Below are 16,371 nucleotides of genomic sequence, written 5' to 3'. Positions count from 1 at the left end.
CCCGGTGAGGGAAAATGCTCGCCTTTTTTCCGTTTCGTTTTATTCACTCTCGATTCAGAACCCGCAGGAGAACAGCGATGCCCAGCCGTCGTGAGCGTGCCAACGCCATTCGTGCCCTCAGCATGGATGCCGTGCAAAAAGCCAACAGCGGCCATCCCGGTGCCCCTATGGGTATGGCGGATATCGCCGAAGTACTTTGGCGTGACTACCTGAAGCACAACCCGAGCAATCCATCGTTCGCCGACCGTGACCGCTTCGTGCTGTCCAACGGTCACGGCTCGATGTTGATCTACTCGCTGCTGCACCTGACCGGCTACGATCTGTCGATCGATGACCTGAAGAATTTCCGCCAGCTGCACAGCCGCACCCCGGGCCACCCGGAACTCGGCTACACCCCAGGCGTTGAAACCACCACCGGTCCACTGGGCCAAGGCCTGGCCAACGCGGTTGGTTTTGCCCTGGCAGAAAAAGTCCTGGCGGCGCAGTTCAACCGTCCGGGCCACAATGTCGTCGACCACCACACCTACGTGTTCCTGGGTGATGGCTGCATGATGGAAGGCATTTCCCACGAAGTTGGCTCCCTGGCCGGTACGTTGGGCCTGGGCAAACTGATCGCCTTCTACGATGACAACGGCATCTCCATCGACGGCGAAGTCGAAGGCTGGTTCACCGACGACACGCCTAAGCGTTTCGAAGCCTACAACTGGCAGGTCATCCGCAACGTCGACGGTCACGACCCTGAAGAGATCAAGATCGCGATCGAAACCGCGCGTAAAAGCGAGCAACCGACGCTGATCTGCTGCAAGACCACCATCGGTTTCGGTTCGCCGAACAAGCAAGGCAAAGAAGACTGCCACGGCGCCCCACTGGGTGATGCGGAAATCGCTCTGACCCGCGCCGCGCTGAAATGGAATCACGGCCCGTTCGAAATCCCGGCCGACATCTACGCCGAGTGGGACGCCAAGGAAACCGGTCGCGCGGCCGAGGCCGAGTGGGATCAGCGTTTCGCGGCCTACTCCGCTGCTTTCCCTGAGTTGGCCAACGAACTGGTCCGTCGCTTGAGCGGCGACTTGCCGGAAGACTTCGCTGAAAAAGCCTCTGCTTATATTGCTGAAGTCGCCGCCAAGGGCGAAACCATCGCCAGCCGTAAAGCCAGCCAGAATGCACTGAATGCCTACGGCCCGCTGTTGCCTGAACTGCTGGGCGGCTCCGCTGACCTGGCCGGTTCCAACCTGACCCTGTGGAAAGGTTGCAAAGGTGTTTCCGCTGAAGACGCCAGCGGCAACTACATGTACTACGGCGTTCGCGAGTTCGGCATGAGCGCGATCATGAACGGCGTGGCTCTGCACGGCGGTCTGGTGCCTTACGGCGCGACCTTCCTGATGTTCATGGAATACGCCCGCAACGCAGTGCGCATGGCCTCGCTGATGAAGAAGCGTGTCGTGTTCGTCTACACCCACGACTCCATCGGTCTGGGCGAAGACGGCCCGACTCACCAGCCGATCGAGCAACTGACCAGCTTGCGCAGCACGCCGAACCTCGACACCTGGCGCCCAGCCGATGCCGTTGAATCGGCGGTGTGCTGGAAACTGGCTCTGGAACGCAAGGACGGCCCTTCGGCGCTGATCTTCTCGCGTCAGAACCTGCAGCATCAAACCCGCAATGCGATTCAGATCGAAGAGATCGCGCGTGGCGGTTACGTGTTGAAGGACTGCGACGGCGAGCCTGAGTTGATCCTGATCTCCACCGGTTCCGAAGTCGGCCTGGCGGTTCAGGCCTACGACAAGCTGACCGAACAGGGTCGCAAGGTGCGCGTGGTTTCGATGCCTTGCACCAGCGTGTTCGATGCTCAGGACGCCGGCTACAAGCAAGCGGTTCTGCCATTGCAGGTCAGCGCCCGTATCGCCATCGAAGCCGCCCACGCGGACTACTGGTACAAGTACGTGGGCCTGGAAGGCCGCGTCATCGGCATGACCACTTACGGCGAGTCGGCGCCTGCGCCAGCCTTGTTCGAAGAATTCGGCTTCACCCTGGAAAACATCCTGGGTCAGGCTGAAGAGCTGCTGGAAGACTAAACACGGACGTGGCAGTCATGTTTTCATGCCGGCCACGATCCCTGCAGCAGCTGCCGAAGGCTGCGTCCGGCCGCGAAGCGGTCGTAAACCTGACAACGCGTATCTTCAAAATGGAGCGCGGTGCTTGATTTTACGACCGTTTCGCGGCCGGACGCAGGCTGCGCCAGCTGCTACAGGTCCGTGTTGTTACAAAGAATTCGTCTGCCCGCGTCTATCGAGAACCCCATGCCTCAACCGCGTCCTTACAAAGTTGCACTCAACGGCTACGGCCGGATTGGTCGTTGCGTCTTGCGTGCGTTGTTCGAGCGAGGGGCGGCGGCCGGGTTTGAAATTGTGGCGATCAACGATCTGGCTGACATGGCCAGCATCGAATACCTGACACGCTTCGACTCCACTCACGGGCGCTTTCCCGGTGAAGTGAAGGTCGACGGCGATTGTCTGCATATTAATGGCAACTGCGTGAAGGTCCTGCGCAGTGCCACCCCCGAAGGCATCGATTGGGCGTCGTTGGGCGTCGATCTGGTGCTGGAGTGCTCCGGCGCCTACCACACTCGGGTCGACGGCCAGCGTTTTTTGGATGCCGGCGCACCGCGCGTGCTGTTTTCCCAGCCGATGGCCAGCGAGGCGGATGTCGACGCCACCATCGTCTATGGCGTGAACCAGGATTGCCTGACCGGCGACGAGCTGCTGGTGTCCAACGCGTCCTGCACCACCAACTGCGGCGTGCCGCTGTTGCGCCTGCTGGATCAGGCCATTGGTCTGGAATATGTGTCGATCACCACCATTCACTCGGCGATGAACGATCAGCCGGTGATCGACGCCTATCACCACGAAGATTTGCGCCGCACCCGTTCGGCGTTTCAGTCGGTGATTCCGGTGTCCACTGGTCTGGCGCGTGGCATCGAACGGCTGTTGCCGGAACTTGCCGGGAGAATTCAGGCCAAAGCCGTGCGGGTGCCGACGGTTAACGTGTCTTGCCTCGACATTACGATGCAGACCGTGAGCGACACCGACGCCACCGAGGTCAACCGGATTTTGCGCGAGGCCGCCACCACGGGCCCACTCAAGGGCCTTCTGGCCTACACCGAGTTGCCTCACGCCAGTTGTGATTTCAATCATGACCCACATTCGGCCATCGTCGATGCCAGTCAGACCCGAGTTTCCGGCCCGCGGCTGGTGAACATCCTGGCCTGGTTCGACAACGAATGGGGTTTTGCCAACCGAATGCTGGATGTTGCGGAACACTATCTGCAATCAGCTGGCTCTCCAAAACACTGCTCTCCAAAACAGTAGGAAATGCGACCCATGACCGTGTTGAAGATGACCGACCTCGATCTGCAAGGTAAGCGCGTACTGATCCGCGAAGACCTCAACGTCCCAGTCAAGGACGGTGTTGTCACCAGCGATGCGCGAATCCTGGCCTCGCTGCCGACCATCAAGCTGGCCCTGGAAAAAGGCGCGGCCGTGATGGTCTGCTCGCACCTTGGCCGTCCGACCGAAGGCGAGTTCTCGGCCGAAAACAGCCTCAAGCCAGTCGCTGACTACTTGAGCAAGGCTCTGGGTCGTGAAGTGCCGCTGGTGGCCGATTACCTCGGCGGCGTCGACGTGAAAGCCGGCGACATCGTGCTGTTCGAAAACGTGCGCTTCAACAAGGGCGAGAAAAAGAACGCTGACGAACTGGCCAAGCAATACGCCGCCCTGTGCGACGTGTTCGTGATGGACGCCTTCGGCACCGCTCACCGCGCCGAGGGTTCGACCCATGGCGTGGCCAAGTTCGCCAAAGTCGCGGCCGCTGGTCCGTTGCTGGCCGCCGAGCTGGACGCACTGGGCAAAGCCCTCGGCGCCCCGGCTCAACCCATGGCTGCCATCGTTGCCGGCTCCAAGGTCTCGACCAAACTTGATGTACTCAACAGCCTGAGCCAGATCTGCAACCAGCTGATCGTCGGCGGCGGCATTGCCAACACCTTCCTGGCCGCTGCCGGTCACCCGGTCGGCAAGTCCCTGTACGAGCCGGATCTGCTGGACACCGCTCGCGCCATCGCCGCCAAGGTCAGCGTACCGCTGCCGGTCGACGTCGTCGTTGCCAAGGAATTCGCTGAAAGCGCCACCGCTACCGTCAAGCTGATTGCTGATGTGGCCGCAGACGACATGATTCTGGACATCGGCCCACAGACCGCGGCGAATTTCGCCGAGCTGCTGAAGTCGTCCAAGACCATCCTGTGGAACGGCCCGGTCGGCGTGTTCGAATTCGACCAGTTCGGTAACGGCACCAAAGTCCTGGCCCAGGCCATCGCACAAAGCTCGGCGTTCTCCATCGCTGGCGGCGGCGACACCCTGGCAGCGATCGATAAATATGGCGTTGCCGATCAGATCTCCTACATTTCTACCGGCGGTGGCGCGTTCCTCGAATTCGTCGAAGGCAAGGTTCTGCCGGCCGTTGAAGTCCTGGAAAGCCGGGCCAAGGCCTGAGGCCGCCCATTTGACCAGGCAAAGGAGTGTTCAGATGGTCAAAACGTTAGCGCTGTTGATTATCGCGGGTTCGCTTGCGGCTTGCGGGAGTAACCCGAAAGCCCCGAAGGTGCCGGAGACGCCTGAACAGGACAAAGGCTGCTACCAGGCCGACTGGCAGGCCGAAACCAACCCGGTGATCAACAAGCGTTCCGGGCCTGATGGCCTGGACAAATACGAGACGCAGACCCCGGCCAAGGAACATGGTTGCCCTTGACGGGTCTGACACTTTACTCAGGGCTGGCGGCGTGCGTCGTCAGTCGAGGAACATGGATGAAAGGTTTTATCGCCGTTACGGCGCTGGCTCTGCTGGCAGGTTGCGCCAATTTGAACCTGTTCAAGCCTGCCGAATCGACGGACAGCTGGACCACCTGGACCTGCGACAGTCAGGCCAACGTGCTCTGGCGCTACAGCGACGAAAGCCGCAAGGAAGTCGACGTTCGCCTCGGCGGTGCCGATCAGGTCTACCGCTTGAAGCATGAGCCGGGCGCCGAAGGTTCGCTGTACAGCAACGACATGCTGGCGTTTCACATAAAAGGTGAGGAAGGCCTGGTGTACTGGGTCGCCACCAATGATTTGATCGGCCGCGGTTGCAAAGCGCAGTAACGCCGCAAGATTGAGGCAACACCGAATTGGCAGGCCGGGCTGACCCCCGATCTGCAATAACTTGAATAGCCGCCGCCGCTACGGCAGGCTGGCACGATTAACGACCCTCAACCGGGAGATACACACACAATGGCACTTATCAGCATGCGCCAGATGCTGGACCACGCAGCCGAGTTCGGCTACGGCGTTCCAGCCTTCAACGTCAACAACCTTGAGCAGATGCGCGCCATCATGGAAGCCGCTGACAAGACTGACTCCCCGGTGATCGTCCAGGCTTCGGCCGGTGCTCGCAAATACGCCGGCGCACCGTTCCTGCGTCACCTGATCCTGGCGGCGATCGAAGAATTCCCGCACATCCCGGTGTGCATGCACCAGGACCACGGCACCAGCCCTGACGTCTGCCAGCGCTCCATTCAACTGGGCTTCAGCTCGGTGATGATGGACGGTTCCCTGGGCGAAGACGGCAAAACGCCGACCGACTACGACTACAACATCCGCGTTACCCAACAAACCGTCGCCTTGGCTCACGCCTGCGGTGTATCGGTAGAAGGCGAGCTGGGCTGCCTGGGTTCGCTGGAAACCGGCATGGCCGGTGAAGAAGACGGCATCGGCGCCGAAGGCGTTCTGGATCACAGCCAAATGCTGACCGACCCGGAAGAAGCCGCTGACTTCGTCAAGCGCACCCAGGTCGACGCCCTGGCCATCGCCATCGGCACCAGCCACGGCGCCTACAAATTCACCAAGCCGCCTACCGGCGACGTGCTGGCCATCGACCGCATCAAAGAGATCCACAAACGCATCCCGAACACCCACCTGGTGATGCACGGTTCGTCTTCGGTTCCGCAAGACTGGCTGGCGATCATCAACCAGTACGGCGGCGACATCAAAGAAACCTACGGCGTACCGGTTGAAGAAATCGTCGAAGGCATCAAGCACGGCGTGCGCAAGGTCAACATTGACACCGACCTGCGCCTGGCCTCCACCGGTGCGATGCGTCGCCTGATGGCGACCAACCCGAGCGAGTTCGATCCGCGTAAGTTCTTCGGCGCGACTGTTACTGCGATGCGTGATGTGTGTATCGCTCGCTACGAAGCTTTCGGCACTGCCGGTAATGCTTCGAAGATCAAGCCGATCTCGTTGGAAGCGATGTATCAGCGGTATTTGAAGGGTGAGTTGAACGCTAAGGTGAACTAAGCCTGAGCGTTTGAGTTGCATAAAAAACCCGCCGAGAGGCGGGTTTTTTATGGGCAGGGACTTTTGCGCGCAATCACTACCCAAAAGTCAGAGAAAATGGCGCTGCCGCTTGCTCAATGGCACTGACCACATGAGGTACCTGTTCCCGATACTCAGGATAGCGCTCAAGTACTGCTTCAACCGAGGCAAGCAATTGCTGAATGCGCTCCTGGGGTCGCTCGATCTCACAGGTGTGCGCAAACTCCAGCAGTCCTTGCCGCGAGGCAAACATTGACTTGTTGCCCGCCAGATCCAAAGCCAAAACATCTTCCGGAATATAGGCCGTGGTGTTGACGATGTCGTAGGCCGGCGCCAGGCGTGCATCGCGTTGCGTAGGCTCGGAATAGAGCAATCCGAAGTTTTTCAAATGAGCGTCGCCATTCCCGACAATACAGCTCAGGGCAACGCTATCGAAGAGTTGATCAAGGGAGGTGCGTAAATGTTTAGTCGGGCAGAACACACGGATAGCCTTGGCGATTGCCGCATAGCTTTTGCTGTACTTCTGGTTAGCCGATAGCCCCATCAACACCGCCATGTCTTCAAATCCAATTGGGTTGAGCTGGTCGTCGCGATCAAAGCGACGCATGACAAACAGCTTGGCATTGTCGGAAAGGTAAAACGGCGGAACGGGAATACCGGCCTCCTTCGCAATGGACATGCAAAGGAACTCGTTGATTGCCAGACCGGGATATTCGTCTCGACCGCTTTTGATGATCAGGTCCGAGGTTTTCGAGGTCACTCGTGGTAATCCGGTTTCCTGACGTTCTGGTACCAACACCTTGGGTTGAACACCGGAAATGCCGGCACGCAGAATGTAGCGATCAAGAATGTCAGCGAAGATATCTTCCGTGCCGTCCCACGTCAGAATCTCTTCGAGTTTTTCCCCCGGAAATTGTTGCTCCTCCAGCAAGGCGTCAACCGTTTCAGAGCGCACTTGAACCCTGCCAATGGGCGAAGTGCTGCCGGAAAGCGCCAGTAACAGCATCGGGTCGACATTCACAGTCTTGGCTAATCGATTTCGCAGTTGCTCCAATACATAGCCTTCCGGCAGGTTCATCTGAAAAACAGGGTGCAGTTCACGCCGACGAAACTCGTCATGCCTTACTGGCATCGACAAGCTGATAGCCATTTCTGGCGATGCATCTTCGTGATAACGGAAAGTGAAGTCTTCGGCATCGCTGAAAAGCCTGCCGCTACGCCCCTCAGGCGTGCTGACTTTGAGAGAGGTCATCTTCATTCGAATAAATCCCCAAGCTCTTCAAGGGTCGGCATAGCAGCTGGAACGACAGCAAGCTCACAATCCAGAGCGCCAAGGACACGCGCATAGGCGATCATGCCGACAGACAGAGTACCTTTCTCTACTGCAATGACTTTGTATCGTGTCAGTCCCGCGAGGTCGGCAAGCTGTGCTTGCGTCAGACCGCGATTTATACGTTTTTCCCGTAATTGGTTGCCAAGACGGCTGATCAACAGAAAATAATCCATGTTCCACTACCGTAACATTCGTAGCTGAATGTAGCGTATGCGCAACATTTTATCTACGTCGCATTTAAGTCCACGGCCAGCGGCGACACGGGGGTCGTAGACCGTCAAGAATCCACAAACGCATCCCGAACACCCACCTGGTGATGCACGGTTCCTAGTGGGTTCCACGAGAGTGGCTGGCGATCATCAACCCGTACGGCGGCGACATCAAAGAAACCTACGGCGTACCGGTTGAAGAAATCGTCGAAGGCCTCAAGCACGGCGTGCGCAAAGTCAACATTGATACTGACCTGCGTTTGGCGTTCACCGGTGCGATGCGTCGCCTGATGGCGACCAACCCGAGCGAGTTTGATCCGCGTAAGTTCTTTGGCGCGACTGTTACTGCGATGCGTGATGTGTGTATTGCTCGCTACGAAGCTTTCGGCACTGCCGGTAATGCTTCGAAGATCAAGCCGATCTCGTTGGAAGCGATGTATCAGCGTTATTTGAAAGGTGAGTTGAACGCTAAGGTTAACTAAGGTTTTAGCGTTTGAGTCGCATTAAAAACCCGCCGAGAGGCGGGTTTTTAATGGGGGAGTATGAAGAAAACTTGAATAAAATCTTCAGGCTTTATTTGCCTTTATAGCTATTTGTCGCGTTATTAATAGATTTTATGGCGCTTAGGGATTGACCAGCCTTGGTTGTCACCTACTGTTCCGTTGCTATCGAGAGCTGTTACGACGAAATCGTAAACATCTGAGCCGCGACGACCAGCATTGATGGTGAACTCCCCACTCGCGTTAGAAAGGGCTCTCCCGAACTCCGCTCCGTGATCATCCTTTGAAAGGTAAATCCATGTATTCGCAGGGGCGCCGTCGCCGGTGACAACGGTGTCGGTTTGTTGGGTCCCTGTAATCGATGTGATAACTGGCTTAGCCATTTTAGTCGCTCCTTGACTCGTCGGGAATCGACGAGGTTCAACCTGGAAAAACAGGACGGAAAAATTGGCAAATTTATTTGTCCGCTTTACTCCGCTTTTTGATGTTGCGTAGCGAAGGTTAAAGATTTTTCCCTGCTTGGGTACCTGTAATAAATGACAGTTTCTTATACGATTTCGCAATAATTAATAATACAAAACTAGAATAAAATGAAAAGGGACAATGAAAAGGAGACAGATCTAAGATCCGTCCCCTTTTCCTTATTGCGTGCGCAAGGTCAACATCGACATCGACATCGACACCGACCTGTGTCTGGCGCCCACCGGTGCGATGCGTCGCCTGATGGCAACCAACCCGAGTGAGTTCGATCCGCGTAAGTTCTTCGGCGCGACTGTTACTGCGATGCGTGATGTGTGTATTGCTCGCTACGAAGCTTTCGGCACTGCCGGTAATGCTTCGAAGATCAAGCCGATCTCGTTGGAAGCGATGTATCAGCGGTATTTGAAGGGTGAGTTGAACGCTAAGGTTAACTAAGCCTTAAGCGTTTGAGTCGCATAAAAACCCGCCGAGAGAGGCGGGTTTTTTGTGGCCGGAGATTTTTACGCGGCGCAGGTAATGCTCAGCGAATCAAATGTCACCTATAACGGACATTTTTAAGGCTTGAGACAGAAAAGTCCGATATAGGTGACATTTTTAGCGGTTCGATCTCCCGCGACCCGCAACGGAGTCTCCCGGGGCGAGCAATAGATGGACATGATTGGCCATCAAGCAGAAGGCATACACTTTCACGTCGAATAGCGTTTTGAGCTCGCAGATCTTCGAGGTAATGCTTGAAGTCACTCGGCTCGGCGAACACAACCTGCCTGTTGTGGCCGCGTTGCACGACATGATGCATATAATTGGGTAACACAACACGTCCCATTCTGGGCATATATCCTCCTACGTCCTTGTAGTGATGGGGAATCGTAGCAGCAAATAGTCGTGCCCTTGCCGCTAAAGTCATTTCCGGTATTCTTATTTTAAAGTTATATCGATTATCGCGAAAACGTATTAAAAACTGTCATTTATTACAGGTGATTTAATGTTGGTGGATGCTTATTGTTTGATGCGTAACCCGAGAAAAGTGGAGTGAGGTGGATTAAATAGATTTGTCCACTTTATTATTATTGTTCAGTTCCTTTATTGTTAAGCACGAGCAGGTGAGAGAAGTGGAAACTAAAGTTTATGCAAACAAAGGCTGGCAACATATCGGCAAAGTGGAAAAAAGCGCAACCTTATATGCTGATGGAGAATGGTATTGGGAGGCTAACGATAACGCAAAGCGCTGTAACTCAAGGGGTCGAAGTAACACCTCTGGGAACTACTACGTCAGAGAAATAAGTAAGGGTGACACTAGATATCCTTACAGTGATGATGGCGCCGTACTCGGTCAACTTGTTATTCGCGTAGGTGAAAACGGACATCCAGTAATTTTGGATGATACAGGATGTATATGCGTGGTGGCTGGGTTGGATTTATGGATGTGCATGAATGAGCTTGGAATTAGCGATAACGACGGTTATTTAACACTCAGAGTTGTTTCAGAACCTGGGAATGCTTCCCCTTCGCTAACAAACTCCTTTGGCCACCCTATAGGTACTCAATATACTAGGAACGCTGCTGGTGGTTATGATCGAATTAAATGAGTTGTAAGGCTTAACACTTAAAACTTGAACTGACAGTTTATAATTCTTTCTAGTGGTGACTGTCAGTTCAAGTTCAACCGATAATTTTGGCCTGCTGCAAAGAAAGGTGAAAAGTAGCGAATAGGGGACAGATCTAGGGGCGGATCTATTTAATCGTCACGGTTAAATAGATCCGCCCCATTGTTTGTTGATCCGCGTAAGTTTTTTGGCGCTACTGTGACGGCGATGCGTGATGTTTGTATCGCTCGCTACGAAGCTTCCGGCACTGCAGGTAATGCTTCGAAGATCAAGCCGATCTCGTTGGAAGCGATGTATCAGCTGTATTTGCAGGGCGAGTTGAACGCAAAAGTGAACTAAGCCTTAAGCGTTTACCGGTATTAAAAAACCCGCTGCGATACGGGTTTTTATTGTCTGAAAATTGGCTACTTATTCTTGGGCGTTTCAAATCCGCGCTGCTCAATCACCCGAAATATATCGCTCACATCCTGGACCATGATCCGCGCAATGTTAGTGACAGTGTTGATGTCGTTCTCGGCGTAGTCGGGCAGGCTGGTGCAGGCCATCAGATGCAAGAACGGCGTTGAGGCGTTCGCTGACGCAGTTGTGGAGTTCGCGTAGCGGGGCGTCGCTGTCGATGAGCAGGACGGGTAGTCAGTGGCGAATTGGGACATGGGGGTGAAGCGGCGGGGCGGTAGCTGATTTGACATGGGAAATCCTTAACTCGAGAAAAGAATTTGCCACCGTTTGCTGCGAAACAAATTAGGTGACAGCTGTGCGCGGGTTCGCAGACCGAGGAGTTAAGACCCGGCAGACCCGAGGGTCTCCCACGCACAGCCGCCATAAAAAACGAGTACGGGCAAGCGCTGCCCGTGTCGTATTTTGACGGTTGTGGTTCTAACTCGGTAGGGCTGCGAAACCCTATCGCCGACTGTAGCCGGCGACGGGGCGAGCTATAAGCGGCGACTTTGATGGCTGCAACCGGGGTGTAGGACCGCGCACTTTTGGCGAAGGGGCTTGTCGGAACGCCGCATCGCCCCGTTCGGCGGCGCAGCCGTCGTAAAACCGGGCACTGCGGTGTGTCTGAGGAAATAGGGTGGCAGGGTTTGGGGCTGCTTCGCCGCCCAGCGGGAGCAAGCTCCCTCGCCACGGAGGGAGTGGTCCTACAAATTTTGCGGACGCCAGGATTTTGTAGCAGCTGTCGAGCCTGCGAGGCTGCGTTCGATCGCGAAGCGGTCGCAATCTGGAAAACACTGGATTCCTGAAAAAACGCAGTCGCCGGTTTTACGACTGCTTCGCAGCCGGACGCAGCCTCGCAGGCTCGGCAGCTGCTACAGGGATTGAGTCGCGCTTAAGGGCTTACTTATCGTGATCAATATCCAGCTTGCTGAATGTCACTTTCCCGCCTTCACTGGTGTACCCGGTGTTGTCCTGCACATAAACCCCAGCCTTGAAGTACAGCGGCTTGTCGCGCCAGGACGCGCTGATGTCGGTGTTCCACTGATAGCCCGCCGCACTGATGCCCAGCGCGCCGCCCGGGCTCAGGTGGATGAGGTAGTTGAATTCCTTATCCAGTTTCACCCCGGTAGCAAGGGTGATCACCCGCCCTTCACCGTCATCAGGGCGCATACGAACCTTGGCGACGATGTTGCCCGACTGCGTGCTGGTCTTGTACTGATACTCAAGCTTCACCATGGGCTTCTGGCTTTGATAGGCGTGGATCTGGCCGATGACGATCTTGCCCGAACTCGGAACCTGGTTCACCGCCAGGGTGGCACGCAGGGTATTGTCGGCGTCCGGGTAGAGCCAGTTGCGCAGGGTGCCGTTGCTGTAGGTTTCGCGAAGCTCGGTGCGGGGATACGTTGCGTTTTCAGTTTTAGTGCCGGTGACCGGGGACCAGAAAAACAAGGTGCCGGTGTAGGAGTGGAAGTATTGGTCCTTGAAGCCATTCACCAGTTTTGGCGTATCAACGGTGTACGGCGGATTGCCGACAGGAACACTGAGGTTCCAGGTTGCGAGATCAATCATAGACAAAAGCTTCCACGGTTTTTTTACTGCACGCACGTTCCAGAAGCTCTGGCACGCGCCTTGGGGGCCATCCTTATAAGCGCAGAAGTTCAATTTGTTAACGCGTAAATGACAAACGGGTGACGTCAAAATCCTGTTAAAAGGCCATCTTTCCCGGTTTCAGGGGCCTGTGGCGTCGACCGTTAGTCGGCAAATGAACGCTTTGGTTAATGATGGCGCACTGACACCTTCTGCTTTCGCGGATCCCGGTCTAGAGTGAAGGCTTAGTATTTGTCCGGTTTTCACGAGAAACCGGCCTGACGTCCCGCATAAGAGAAGCAGCATGGAATGCGCGCAGCCCCCGCCATCTGAAGGCAACTCAATCCTTTTAATCGTCGATGATTACCCTGAAAACCTGATCAGCATGCGCGCGTTGTTACAGCGCCAGGATTGGCAGGTCATGACCGCCGCCTCGGGCTTCGAGGCACTCAATCTGTTACTCGAACACGATGTCGACCTGGTGCTGCTGGATGTGCAGATGCCGGGCATGGACGGTTTTGAAGTGGCGCGCCTGATGCGCGGCAGCCAGCGAACCCGTCTTACACCGATTATTTTCCTGACCGCCAACGAACAGTCCCAGGACGCCGTGATCAAGGGCTATGCCAGCGGCGCGGTGGATTACCTGTTTAAACCGTTCGACCCGCAAATTCTCAAGCCCAAAGTCCAGGCGCTGCTCGAGCATCAGCGCAATCGCCGTGCACTACAGCGCCTGAGCCACGATCTGGAGGTCGCACGCGCGTTCAATGCCTCGGTGCTGGACAACGCCGCCGAAGGCATCCTGGTGGTCGGTGAGGACGGTCTGATCCGCTTTGCCAATCCGGCGATGTCACGGCTACTCAATGCCGCGGTGCAAGACCTGCAAGGCAAAGAGTTCCTGGATTTCCTGCAAAATCCGCACATCCCGATCTGGGCCGACTCCGAGCTGTTCGCCGGTTACAAACGCGGCGAAACCTTGCGCCTGCATGATGCATTGCTGCGTACGGCGCCCGGCCAGCAGGTGCCGGTGGCGCTGTCCTGCGCGCCATTGCCCACCGAACAACATGCCATGGTGGTGACGGTGCTGGACATGTCGGTGGTGCGCCATCTGCATCAGCAACTGGAGTTCCAGGCGGTCACTGACCCATTGACCGGGCTGCTCAATCGTCGCGGTTTTTATCAGACGGCGGAAAACCTGCTGCTGCGTGGCGAACGTTCCGACAGCGCCTGGGTGCTGCTATATCTGGACCTCGACGGCTTCAAACGGGTCAATGATTCCCTCGGTCACGATGCCGGCGACCGGGTGCTGCGCTGGGTGTCCGAGCAGTTGAAGGCCAGTCTGCGGCCCTTCGACATTCTGGCGCGCATGGGCGGTGATGAGTTCACTGCTTTGCTGGATCTGGAATTCCCCGAGCAAGCGGCAAAGATTGCCGAGAAACTCATTGAGCGGGTGTCGATCTGTCAGCAGATTGATGGTCTGGATATCGCGTTGGGCGCCAGCATCGGCATTGCGACGTATCCGGATTGCGGTGCCAATCTCGACGGCTTGCTGCGCGCATCCGACATCGCCATGTACGAAGCCAAGCGCGCCGGCCGTCAGCAATATCGTTTCTACGATCACGAGATGAACGGCCGCGCACGCTCGCGGCTGATGCTCGAAGAAAGTGTGCGCGCGGCGATCGAGAACCGTGATTTCAATTTGGTGTATCAACCTCAGGTGGCCATTGCCAGTGGGCAGATTCGCGGCTTCGAGGCGTTGCTGCGCTGGCAGCACCCGAGCGTCGGCGATGTACCGCCGGGGCTGTTTTTACCATTGCTGGAAGAGGCGCGGTTGATCAGTCACCTGGGCAGCTGGATCTATCAACAAGTGGCGAGCCAGCGAAAAGCCTGGGAAACCTCGTTTGCTGAGGATCTGGTGCTGGGCGTCAGTTTGAGCGGTACGCAGTTTGGCATGCCCAATCTCGTCACCGAGTTGCGCCAGGTACTGGAGCGCCATGGTTTGCAGGCGCGCCATCTGGAAGTCGAGGTCACTGAAGAGGGCTTGATGCAAAACCCCGAGGAGACTCGCAAACAGCTGCGCCTGCTGCGTAACCTGGGGGTGCGAGTGGCCTTGGATGACTTCGGTTCCGGGCCGTGTTCGCTGTCTCATCTGCGTGATTTTGAGTTGGACACGCTCAAGCTCGACCGGCATTTGATTGCCCGGTTACCGGAGTCCTCACGCGATGCGGCGCTGGTGCGCAATGTGATCGACCTGTGCAAGCAGTACGGGATGCTGGTGATCGCCGAAGGGGTGGAAACCATTGCGCAATATCAGTGGCTGCAAGCCAATGGTTGCGAGTACGTACAAGGGTTTCTGGTCGCGCGGCCGATGATGGCCAAGGACGTCGGCGACTTTGTGCAGCCATTCGACTGGAACACGCTGACCGGCTGAATTCGCTACACTGGCGACCTTTTCCTGATGTGTGTTGCCGCCCCAATGACTGCGTTGAAATACCTCCAGGCCTATCCCGCAGCGTTGCAGGACCAGGTGCGCCAGCTGATCGCCGAGGGTCGGCTGGGCGACTACCTGAGCCAGCGTTACCCGGAAAAACACCGGATACAGAGCGACAAGGCGTTGTACACCTATACGCTGGATCTCAAGCAGGAATACCTGCGTAACGCCCCGGCCATCGACAAAGTGTTGTTCGACAACCGCCTGGACCTGACCCACCGCGCCCTCGGCCTGCACACCGCGATATCCCGGGTGCAGGGCGGCAAGCTCAGGGCCAAGAAAGAGATTCGTGTCGCTTCGTTGTTCAAGGAGGCGCCTGCCGAGTTTCTGAAAATGATCGTGGTGCATGAACTGGCGCACTTCAAGGAGTCGGATCACAACAAAGCGTTCTACAAACTGTGCGAACACATGTTGCCGGGGTATCACCAGGTGGAGTTCGATGTGCGGGTGTACCTGACGTGGCGAGATATGCAATAGAGATCAAAATAGCGCAGCCGGGAGTGTTTAGATGGATGTAAGCAAGACCAAGAGCAGCTTCTATCGCCGATTGTACGTGGCGTACCTGATTGATAGCGGGCTGGCCAGCAGTGTCCCGGCGCTGACCGAAGTGACCGGCATGCCCCGGCGCACAGCCCAGGACACTATCGCGGCGTTGGCGGATCTGGATATTGTTTGCGAGTTCGAGCAGGAAGAAGGCGCACGCAATCATGCCGGGCGCTATCGGATTCGCGAGTGGGGGGCGATTGATCGGGGGTGGATCGAGCGTAATTTGCTGCAGATTAAAGCGGTGCTTGAGTACCCCTGAATGACCGACCCCGATCGTTCCCACGCACGCGTGGGAACGATCATTGCGGACGCCGCATTCCGATATGAGGAATGCCATCCTCCAGAAATTCCTCACCCGCCACCACAAACCCGTACCGCCCGTAGTACCCCTGCAAATGCGCCTGGGCCGAGAGATAAATCGGCATTTCAGGCCAGTGCTTCTCAGCCTGCTTCAACGCCTGCGCCATCAGCTCATGCCCAAGCCCGGTGCCGCGCGCTTGAGGGGCAATGATCACCCGGCCGATCACCACGTCACCACCCTGTAACTCCGGGTCGAGCAACCGCAGGTACGCCACCAGCCGATCCCCGTCCCAGGCCATTAAATGGCAGGTGTCACCTTCCAGATCCTGGCCATCGACGTCTTGATAAACGCATTTCTGCTCAACGACAAACACTTCTGCACGCAGCTGCAGAATGGCGTATAGCTGCTCTTTGCCTAGATCGCTGTGGTGTTTGCAGACCCAATCGATTGTCATCTTCACATTCCTTGAACAAAGTCGTTCCGA

At 56.5% G+C, this 16,371-nt stretch carries 15 protein-coding genes and 5 pseudogenes; 13 read left to right on the top strand and 7 right to left on the bottom strand.

Annotated features, from left to right (window positions below; all coding sequences use genetic code 11):
- Window positions 1-77 precede the first annotated feature (77 nt).
- The 6 genes from tkt to fba all read left to right on the top strand — a co-directional run bounded on the left by tkt (window position 78) and on the right by fba (window position 6,383).
- Window positions 78-2,075, top strand: coding sequence for a transketolase (gene tkt, locus ACYZT3_RS27605; RefSeq protein ID WP_282380636.1), 1,998 nt, complete (start codon window positions 78-80; stop codon window positions 2,073-2,075).
- A gap of 225 nt (window positions 2,076-2,300) precedes the next feature.
- A complete protein-coding gene (gene epd, locus ACYZT3_RS27600; RefSeq protein WP_462031154.1) occupies window positions 2,301-3,368 on the top strand; it encodes an erythrose-4-phosphate dehydrogenase in 1,068 nt (355 codons plus the stop codon).
- Between the two features lie 12 nt (window positions 3,369-3,380).
- Window positions 3,381-4,544, top strand: a complete 1,164-nt coding sequence (locus tag ACYZT3_RS27595) for a phosphoglycerate kinase (RefSeq protein WP_462031153.1) — start codon at window positions 3,381-3,383, stop codon at window positions 4,542-4,544.
- Between the two features lie 34 nt (window positions 4,545-4,578).
- Window positions 4,579-4,800, top strand: a complete 222-nt coding sequence (locus tag ACYZT3_RS27590; RefSeq protein ID WP_046045274.1) for a hypothetical protein — start codon at window positions 4,579-4,581, stop codon at window positions 4,798-4,800.
- A 56-nt stretch (window positions 4,801-4,856) separates the two neighbouring features.
- The gene (locus ACYZT3_RS27585) at window positions 4,857-5,189 is read left to right on the top strand and encodes an MliC family protein (RefSeq protein WP_282380629.1); all 333 of its coding nucleotides are present in this window, start codon (window positions 4,857-4,859) and stop codon (window positions 5,187-5,189) included.
- 129 nt (window positions 5,190-5,318) lie between these two features.
- On the top strand, window positions 5,319-6,383 hold the full coding sequence (fba, locus tag ACYZT3_RS27580; protein WP_046045276.1) for a class II fructose-bisphosphate aldolase: 1,065 nt from the start codon (window positions 5,319-5,321) through the stop codon (window positions 6,381-6,383).
- Between the two features lie 76 nt (window positions 6,384-6,459).
- Here fba and ACYZT3_RS27575 read toward each other — a convergent pair whose 3' ends face one another.
- A complete protein-coding gene (locus tag ACYZT3_RS27575; RefSeq protein WP_449645620.1) occupies window positions 6,460-7,659 on the bottom strand; it encodes a type II toxin-antitoxin system HipA family toxin in 1,200 nt (399 codons plus the stop codon).
- A complete protein-coding gene (locus tag ACYZT3_RS27570) occupies window positions 7,656-7,907 on the bottom strand; it encodes a helix-turn-helix domain-containing protein (RefSeq protein WP_449645621.1) in 252 nt (83 codons plus the stop codon). The genes ACYZT3_RS27575 and ACYZT3_RS27570 overlap by 4 nt, the downstream gene beginning before the upstream one ends.
- A gap of 95 nt (window positions 7,908-8,002) precedes the next feature.
- Between ACYZT3_RS27570 and ACYZT3_RS27565 the strand changes: the two are divergent.
- Window positions 8,003-8,425, top strand: a pseudogene (locus ACYZT3_RS27565) (class II fructose-bisphosphate aldolase); the annotation flags it as partial.
- 122 nt (window positions 8,426-8,547) lie between these two features.
- Here the strand turns inward: ACYZT3_RS27565 and ACYZT3_RS27560 are convergent.
- Entirely contained in the window at window positions 8,548-8,826 is a 279-nt protein-coding gene (locus ACYZT3_RS27560; protein WP_462031152.1) for a hypothetical protein, read from the bottom strand.
- A gap of 259 nt (window positions 8,827-9,085) precedes the next feature.
- On the opposite strand from ACYZT3_RS27560, the pseudogene ACYZT3_RS27555 reads away from it, so the two are divergent.
- Window positions 9,086-9,358, top strand: a pseudogene (locus ACYZT3_RS27555) (fructose-1,6-bisphosphate aldolase); the annotation flags it as partial.
- A 180-nt stretch (window positions 9,359-9,538) separates the two neighbouring features.
- Here ACYZT3_RS27555 and ACYZT3_RS27550 read toward each other — a convergent pair.
- Window positions 9,539-9,755: pseudogene (locus tag ACYZT3_RS27550) on the bottom strand (transposase); the annotation flags it as partial.
- Window positions 9,756-9,972: 217 nt separating this feature from the next.
- On the opposite strand from ACYZT3_RS27550, the gene ACYZT3_RS27545 reads away from it, so the two are divergent.
- Both ACYZT3_RS27545 and ACYZT3_RS27540 read left to right on the top strand, forming a co-directional pair.
- The gene (locus ACYZT3_RS27545; protein WP_462031151.1) at window positions 9,973-10,509 is read left to right on the top strand and encodes a hypothetical protein; all 537 of its coding nucleotides are present in this window, start codon (window positions 9,973-9,975) and stop codon (window positions 10,507-10,509) included.
- 183 nt (window positions 10,510-10,692) lie between these two features.
- Window positions 10,693-10,866 (top strand): annotated as a pseudogene (locus ACYZT3_RS27540) (fructose-1,6-bisphosphate aldolase); the annotation flags it as partial.
- 65 nt (window positions 10,867-10,931) lie between these two features.
- On the opposite strand, the pseudogene ACYZT3_RS27535 reads toward ACYZT3_RS27540, so the two are convergent.
- Together ACYZT3_RS27535 and ACYZT3_RS27530 are read right to left on the bottom strand one after the other, a co-directional pair.
- Window positions 10,932-11,216, bottom strand: a pseudogene (locus ACYZT3_RS27535) (fructose-bisphosphate aldolase).
- Window positions 11,217-11,865: 649 nt separating this feature from the next.
- Window positions 11,866-12,534, bottom strand: coding sequence for a polysaccharide lyase family 7 protein (locus tag ACYZT3_RS27530; RefSeq protein ID WP_462031150.1), 669 nt, complete (start codon window positions 12,532-12,534; stop codon window positions 11,866-11,868).
- A gap of 322 nt (window positions 12,535-12,856) precedes the next feature.
- Between ACYZT3_RS27530 and ACYZT3_RS27525 the strand changes: the two genes are divergently transcribed.
- The 3 genes from ACYZT3_RS27525 to ACYZT3_RS27515 are packed head-to-tail and all read left to right on the top strand — an operon-like array spanning window position 12,857 to window position 15,845.
- Window positions 12,857-14,980 (top strand): putative bifunctional diguanylate cyclase/phosphodiesterase, encoded by a 2,124-nt coding sequence (locus tag ACYZT3_RS27525; RefSeq protein ID WP_462031149.1) that lies wholly within the window; start codon window positions 12,857-12,859, stop codon window positions 14,978-14,980.
- Between the two features lie 45 nt (window positions 14,981-15,025).
- Window positions 15,026-15,517, top strand: a complete 492-nt coding sequence (locus tag ACYZT3_RS27520; RefSeq protein WP_462031148.1) for a M48 metallopeptidase family protein — start codon at window positions 15,026-15,028, stop codon at window positions 15,515-15,517.
- 31 nt (window positions 15,518-15,548) lie between these two features.
- Window positions 15,549-15,845, top strand: a complete 297-nt coding sequence (locus ACYZT3_RS27515; protein WP_462031147.1) for a winged helix-turn-helix domain-containing protein — start codon at window positions 15,549-15,551, stop codon at window positions 15,843-15,845.
- Window positions 15,846-15,885: 40 nt separating this feature from the next.
- Here ACYZT3_RS27515 and ACYZT3_RS27510 read toward each other — a convergent pair whose 3' ends face one another.
- Window positions 15,886-16,341: a GNAT family N-acetyltransferase gene (locus ACYZT3_RS27510; RefSeq protein WP_462031146.1), complete on the bottom strand. Its 456-nt coding sequence runs from the start codon at window positions 16,339-16,341 to the stop codon at window positions 15,886-15,888.
- Window positions 16,342-16,371: the final 30 nt, after the last annotated feature.

It is taken from the genome of Pseudomonas sp. MDT1-16, assembly GCF_054898115.1.
This window is presented reverse-complemented; position numbering and strand designations above follow the sequence as displayed.

Coding starts and splice junctions, on each gene's coding strand:
- fba (WP_046045276.1), top strand. CDS start 5,319: ATGGCACTTATCAGCATGCGCCAGATGCTGGACCACGCAGCCGAGTTC.
- ACYZT3_RS27585 (WP_282380629.1), top strand. CDS start 4,857: ATGAAAGGTTTTATCGCCGTTACGGCGCTGGCTCTGCTGGCAGGTTGC.
- ACYZT3_RS27560 (WP_462031152.1), bottom strand. CDS start 8,826: ATGGCTAAGCCAGTTATCACATCGATTACAGGGACCCAACAAACCGAC.
- ACYZT3_RS27595 (WP_462031153.1), top strand. CDS start 3,381: ATGACCGTGTTGAAGATGACCGACCTCGATCTGCAAGGTAAGCGCGTA.
- epd (WP_462031154.1), top strand. CDS start 2,301: ATGCCTCAACCGCGTCCTTACAAAGTTGCACTCAACGGCTACGGCCGG.
- ACYZT3_RS27525 (WP_462031149.1), top strand. CDS start 12,857: ATGGAATGCGCGCAGCCCCCGCCATCTGAAGGCAACTCAATCCTTTTA.
- ACYZT3_RS27515 (WP_462031147.1), top strand. CDS start 15,549: ATGGATGTAAGCAAGACCAAGAGCAGCTTCTATCGCCGATTGTACGTG.
- ACYZT3_RS27570 (WP_449645621.1), bottom strand. CDS start 7,907: ATGGATTATTTTCTGTTGATCAGCCGTCTTGGCAACCAATTACGGGAA.
- ACYZT3_RS27530 (WP_462031150.1), bottom strand. CDS start 12,534: ATGATTGATCTCGCAACCTGGAACCTCAGTGTTCCTGTCGGCAATCCG.
- ACYZT3_RS27590 (WP_046045274.1), top strand. CDS start 4,579: ATGGTCAAAACGTTAGCGCTGTTGATTATCGCGGGTTCGCTTGCGGCT.
- ACYZT3_RS27510 (WP_462031146.1), bottom strand. CDS start 16,341: ATGACAATCGATTGGGTCTGCAAACACCACAGCGATCTAGGCAAAGAG.
- tkt (WP_282380636.1), top strand. CDS start 78: ATGCCCAGCCGTCGTGAGCGTGCCAACGCCATTCGTGCCCTCAGCATG.
- ACYZT3_RS27520 (WP_462031148.1), top strand. CDS start 15,026: ATGACTGCGTTGAAATACCTCCAGGCCTATCCCGCAGCGTTGCAGGAC.
- ACYZT3_RS27575 (WP_449645620.1), bottom strand. CDS start 7,659: ATGAAGATGACCTCTCTCAAAGTCAGCACGCCTGAGGGGCGTAGCGGC.